Origin of the sequence: Streptomyces sp. NPDC059832, assembly GCF_042731715.1 — a bacterium.
Lineage (GTDB): Bacteria > Actinomycetota > Actinomycetes > Streptomycetales > Streptomycetaceae > Streptomyces.
In genome coordinates this window covers 116,669-122,668 of the sequence record NZ_JBHWIY010000026.1, presented here as the reverse complement: position 1 = coordinate 122,668, position 6,000 = coordinate 116,669, and the positions used below count along the sequence as shown (strand labels likewise).

The 6,000-nt window shown below is 70.3% G+C and carries 4 protein-coding genes and 1 pseudogene; 4 read left to right on the top strand and 1 reads right to left on the bottom strand.

The genetic code is table 11. The features are described from left to right. From ACFV8T_RS33565 to ACFV8T_RS33550, 4 genes and pseudogenes are all read left to right on the top strand, one after another. Positions 1-481, top strand: a pseudogene (locus tag ACFV8T_RS33565) (saccharopine dehydrogenase); the annotation flags it as partial. 16 nt (positions 482-497) lie between these two features. Continuing rightward, on the top strand, positions 498-1,352 hold the full coding sequence (locus tag ACFV8T_RS33560; RefSeq protein WP_385334943.1) for an alpha/beta fold hydrolase: 855 nt from the start codon (positions 498-500) through the stop codon (positions 1,350-1,352). A gap of 232 nt (positions 1,353-1,584) precedes the next feature. Then, positions 1,585-3,882 carry a M20/M25/M40 family metallo-hydrolase gene (locus tag ACFV8T_RS33555; protein WP_385334941.1) on the top strand — a complete coding sequence of 766 codons (2,298 nt, stop codon included), beginning with the start codon at positions 1,585-1,587 and terminating at the stop codon, positions 3,880-3,882. Between the two features lie 572 nt (positions 3,883-4,454). After that, positions 4,455-5,360 (top strand): PaaX family transcriptional regulator C-terminal domain-containing protein, encoded by a 906-nt coding sequence (locus ACFV8T_RS33550; protein ID WP_385334939.1) that lies wholly within the window; start codon positions 4,455-4,457, stop codon positions 5,358-5,360. Between the two features lie 223 nt (positions 5,361-5,583). On the opposite strand, the gene ACFV8T_RS33545 is transcribed toward ACFV8T_RS33550, so the two are convergent. Further along, entirely contained in the window at positions 5,584-5,754 is a 171-nt protein-coding gene (locus ACFV8T_RS33545; RefSeq protein ID WP_385334937.1) for a hypothetical protein, read from the bottom strand. Positions 5,755-6,000 lie beyond the last annotated feature (246 nt).

Here is a 6,000-nt window from a genome sequence, read left to right as displayed (position 1 = left end):
CAACCTCATGATCATCACCCCGGGCACACTGGCCTACCTCGACGTCCTTCGCCGCGACATCGACGCCGGCAAACTCACCAACGAAACCGCCGCCACCGACCTGGCCAAACCCTCTGTCTCACGCGTACTACGAGCCACCACCAGCGCCATCAGCCTCAAGGGCCCCCGGACACTGCCACCGTTCTTCGCCGCAGCCACAGGCACCAGCAACGGCCGGCCCGTCACCGTCCTGGCCCGGCTCGCCGAGACATCCGGCATGTCGGCACTGATCAACGACATGGCAGAAGCAACCGGCATCCCCCTGGCCCTGGGACTCGCTCAACTCCTCGACGGCACCAGCGGCCGACCCGGCGTCCATCCACCCGAAACCGTCATCGAACCCGAACGATTCTTCCTCGACCTGGCCCGCCACGTGCCCCACCTCTCCGACAACAACGCCTCCCACGACAGCGTGATCACCGACATAACCCCAACCCGCTGAAACGAGGAGATGCTCGATGCAATCGCTGGAACCAGAAGTCGGCGTGCAGGCGACAGAGTTCGTCGAGGTCGGGGGACGTCGCGTCCGTTACGCCGCGACGGGTACTGGTCCGCCCGTAATCCTGCTGCACGGATTGGGCCGAAGCCTGGAGGACTGGGAGCCGCTGCGGGCCGCTCTGAGCGGGTACCGGCTGATCGCCATCGACCTCGCGGGCTTCGGGCAGTCCCAGGCCCTGCCCGACTGCAGCCTCGCGGCACTGGCCCGGCACGTCGAAGGGGCCTTGGACGTGCTCGGGGTTCCCTCGGGCGCCCATGTGGTGGGCAATTCGCTTGGCGGAGCCGTCGCGATGCGGCTCGCCGCTGATGCCCCCGCGCGGGTGGCGTCATTGGCACTGCTCAACAGCGCAGGGTTCGGCCGCGACGTCACCTGGACCCTGCGCATCCTCGACCTTCCGCTGCTCTGGCGGCTGCTTCTGCGTCCCCGTGCGGACAGCGCGCTGCTGTCGGAGCGCTCCATCTTCTACGACCCGGCCTTCGCCACGCCCGAACGGGTCGCCCTGGCACTCGCGCTCTCCCGTCGCGAAGGGGCGGCACGGACGTTCCGGCGCCAGTCCCATGCCCTCGGTTCGTGGCGCGGCGTACGCCGCGGCTGGCGCAAGGAGCTGCTCACCGAGGTCTCGACGCTCGACATCCCCACGCTCGTCGTCTGGGGCACCCACGACCGGATCCTGCCGGCCACCCACCTCGTGAACGCCGCGACCGCTCTCCCCCGGGCGCGCACCCACCTGTTCCCCCGGACCGGCCACATGCCGCAGATCGAGCGCGTCGACGAGCTCGCCGTTCTGCTCAGCTCGTTCTGGGACGGTCCATAGGACCCGAACCAGGACGCCGAGGTCACTGAGGTCGCGGGGCTGCCGAGACCGGTTCGGGCAGTTTCATCGTCTCCGGGACATTCGCCGGACACCGACCGGATCTGGCTGCGCGGCCACGCCGGTGGGCGCCACGCCGTCGGGCTGCGAATCATCACTGCCGACGCGGCGGCCCGGCGCGCACCCGCCCCCCTGCTCCATCCCACTGTTGCTATGAGGTATGTCCGTGCAGGTCATGACCAAGATACACGGACGGGCACCGGCCCTGGCCGCCCTTCTGCTGCTGCTTCTCACCGCTGTCGCGGCCATGCTGCCGTTGCGCACTGTCGAGCCCCGGCCGGCCTCCGCCCCCGCCGGCGACTTCTCGGCGGCCCGTGCGGTTGCACGGCTCGGCAGCATCGCGAAGGTCCCGCACCCGGCGGGTTCGGCCGCGCAGTCGGACGTACGGGAGTATCTCGTCGGTGAGCTGCGGAAGCTGGGACTGCGGCCCGAGGTCCAGACCCGGGTCGCTCCTTCCAGGGCCGACGACAACCCGGCCATCGTCGGGTCCGTCTCCAACATCCATGCCACGATCCCCGGCAAGAAATCCACCGGCCGGGTCCTTGTCGTCGCCCACTACGACTCGGTGCCGATCGCCCCGGGCGCTGCCGACGACGGCTCCAACGTCGCCGCGATCCTCGAAATCGCCCGCATCCTCAAGGCCGGACCTCAGCTACGCAACGACGTCGAAGTCCTGTTCACCGACGGCGAGGAGCAAGGGCTGCTCGGCGCGCAGGCTTTCGTCGACGCGGAGGCCGGAACGCGCCGGGCCGCCGCCCCCCGGCAAACGGTTGTGGTGAACATGGAGGGCCGGGGCCCCTCCGGACCCGTCATGATGTTCCAGATGGCGGGAACCGGTCTCGCCCCCGCCGTGCGGGCCTCCGGCGCACTCACCACGTCGTTCTCCGCCGCGATCTACGACCAACTGCCCAACGACACCGACCTGACCGTCTTCGACGAGGCCGGCATGCGGGGTCTCAACTTCGCCTTCATGGACGGCTCCGCGCATTACCACACCGCCCACGACGACATCGCCCGGCTCGACCGCGCGAGCGTGCAGGACATGGGGGACGCGGCACTCGGAGCGATCCGTCAGCTCGGTGGGTCGGACCTCTCGCAGAGCGGTCCGGACGCCACGTACTTCTCCCTGTTCGGCACGGTCGTGTCATACCCGGCATGGCTCGTCCTGCCGCTCGCCGTGATGACCCTCCTGGGCGTGCCGCTGCTGCTGTGGTTCGGCCGACGCCACGGGCTGTCCCCCGACGGGGCCGGACGGGCCGCCCTGACCTTCCCGCTCACGCTGATCGGCGCGGCGGTCATCGGCCTGGCCGGGTGGTGGGCACTGGGACTGGCCCGACCGGACTTCGTGCTCGGTGAGGGCAGCATGTTCCACCTCGGCCGGTACGCGTGGGGCGAGGCGTTGCTCCTCCTGGTGCTGCTCGTCGCCTGGTACCGCTGGGCCCGCCGCAAGGCTTCACCGCTGGACATCGTGGTGGGTGTACTCGGCTGGTTCGCGCTGCTCGCCATGGTCTGCGCGGTGCTGCTGCCCGGGGCCGCCTACCTCTTCACCTGGCCGGCGCTGATCGGACTGGCGTTCGTCGCCGTGACACTGCGGTTCACCCCGGCGGACTCCCCGTGGCGGGCGATGGCCGCAGCGGTGACGGCACTCCCGGTTGTGGCGCTCGTCCTGCCGGTCGTACTCCTGCTGCTGCCCGCCCTGGGGCTGACGCTCACCGCCGCCCCACTGGTCCTCGCGGCACTGCTCGCAGCGTTGCTGCCGAGCCTCCTGGAGCCGCTCCCCCCGCGCCGGGCGGTCACCGCCGGGATGCTCGCGGTGGCGGTGGCAGGTATGGGCACGCTGGTCGTGGGTACCGCCCTCGACGGCTACAGCGCCGACGAGCCCCGGCCGGTCAGCCTCGGATACGTCCTGGAGTCCGACACGGACAAGGCGACCTGGGTCAGCCTCGGCGACACCTCACAGCCCGCCATCGGCAAGCTCCTCACCGGCGAACCGGCCCGCTACGACGACCGCGTCCCCCCGCTGGCCGGCGTCGCGCTCGCCAACGGAGCGGCCGAGGCCGCACGCCTGGACACACCGCTGACCAAGAACGCCTCGGCCGTCGAGGCCGGCGGTGTACGTACGGTCCGGGTCCGTATCCAGGCCCCCGCCAACGCCCACACCATCGATGTCCACGCCGACACCGGCGCACACCAGATCCTCGACGCCACCGTCGAGGGTGCGAAGCTCGCCGGCGGCCCCAAGCACCCACAGGGCGGCTGGAACTGGAGCTTCAGCTACGCCGCCCCGCCCACCGACGGCATAGACGTCGTCATCCGCACCCGCGGCAAAGGCCCCCTGCCGCTCCGCGTGGTGTCCACCGCAGCCGGCCTGCCGGACGGGGTCGGCGCACCCGCCCCGGCCGCGGACCGGAGCTGGGCGAGCTGGCCCTCGGTCGCCGGACAGACCTTCGTCGTACGGACCTTCCGGCTCTGACCGCACCATACGAAAGGCTCGCCTCACAGATCCATCCGTTCCAACGGTCGCCGCAACACTCCGGTTCAGGGGATGCGACGGACTTCAAGACCCAGGAGACCCGGGCAGTGCCTCAACGGCCCCAGGCCGACGCGTGAGCGAGAGGCACACTCCCAGCTCATGGAGCAGGGCCCGAACGGCTGAGAGGCACGCCGGAGCGTCGCCATCGGCGAGCGGACCGCGCGACGCAACGGGCAACACGCGCAGATCCGGGTACGGGGGTACCACCGTCACCACGGTGGTACCGCCCCGGCCGGCTGATGTCGGACGGCATCGCGGTATCCACCGAGGCCCTGGGCGAAGACATCGGCAGCCCCTCCCGCAGGAGGTGGCCGCACTGGCGGCGGAGCACTGCCGGCGGGAGACCAGACTGGACGTGTTCGACGTGAACCCCCGCGCCAGGACACTGTACGAGGGACCGGTTACCGTCTCGTGCATACCGAGCACACCCCTTGGTTGCGCGACCTGCCGAGGTTCGGCTCGGTCACCACGAAGCGCCGCACCCTTCACGTACCAGAAAGGCCCACCACTTCATGACCGAGACCGATCCGCTCCACACGCCGACAGCACCCGTCCAGGTCCCCACCCGCATGCTCGTCGAGGCGCTGCTCCGTACCGACCACACCGTCGACGCCGGCGAGCTCTACGCCGCCGCCCCCCTACTCGGCATGACCGACCAGCAGGTGCGTCTGTGCATCAAGCGGCTGGTAGCCGAAGGCCGCTTCGTCCAGGAAGGCAGAGGGCGCAAAGCACTGCTGCGGGCAACCGGCGCCACCAAGCAGGCTCTGGGGCCCGACATCGAGTTCGTCACGCACGCCTTCCGGCAGGACGCGGGCCTTGCCCCCTGGGACGGCACCTGGCACCTGGTCGCATTCGCTGTACCCGAAGCCACTCGCACAGCGCGCGACACACTGCGCACCGCACTCACCCGGCTCGGCGGCGCCCCAGTCCAAGGCGGTCTCTACGTCAGCGCAAACGCATGGGAACCCTACGTCGAGGACGAGGCTCGCCGGCTCGGCATCCTCGACCGCCTCACCCTCCTGACCACCGACGACCTGCGTCAGGGCGATGTGCGCGATCCGGCGGTGCTTGCCCGCACCCTGTGGCCGCGGGACGAGATCGCCGATCGCTATCGGCGACTCGCCTCCGTGACCGAGCCGCGCTTGCGCCAACTCCAGGACAAGGCAGGCCTCTCCAGTCCTCAGCAGCTGACCATCGCGGTCGAACTAGCCGCCGAATTCACCCGCGCCATGGAGCCCGACCCTCTTCTGCCGCCCGAACTTCTCCCCCAGCCCTGGCCGGGGACCGAGGCACGCCGACTCGTCGCACGGTGCTGGGAGCTCCTGGACCGGCTCGAGAAGGTCGGCGCAGCGGAAGAGCAGCACGTCCACCTCTTTCGCCTCTACAGCGAAGCGGTCGGGCAGATCGCCAACGCTTGAGTGCGTATCGGCAAGCAGCAGACCGGTGCCAGGAGTCCTCCCCCGCGCTCGGCAACGGCCTCGATTCGGCGGCCGACTGGATTCGACGGCGCCGTTCAGCAGGCCCAACGGTGTACATCTCCGTCCCCGCCCAGTGGGGCGACCCGACTGAGTCTGCAGGGCGGCGCGCAACGGGTGAGCGCGGAGCTGGATTCCAAGGCGTGGATCATCGCTCTCCCTCGGCTCACCAGGTCGGCATCGAGCGGACATGCGCCACCTGGAACCGCGCCTTACGCACTCTGGCCGGGAAGTCGGCCCGCAGGATCAAGGCAGTCCGCCCGCTGTGCGGGACCTGAGCCAGTACCAGGCTCGCAGGGGGCAGTACGCCGCCGAGCTCCGCTCGCGTCTTCCGCACCCAGCACTCCCGACGTACGACTCGGATCTCCGGGACGGGGCGCAGAACGGAGACGGTCCCGGCCCGGTCCCCTCTTCAACTTCGGGCCTTCTTCTTCGCACATACCAACCAGGTGCCCGCCGGGCGTGGCAGTGCAGAGCACCTCGTGCGGGGACTGGCCGATGCCTCGCCCGCGGAGCTCGGCGACCATGTTGAGCGCCCGTACAGGTGAGCGAGGGGGACCGGGGCGGGGATGTCGCCGACGGG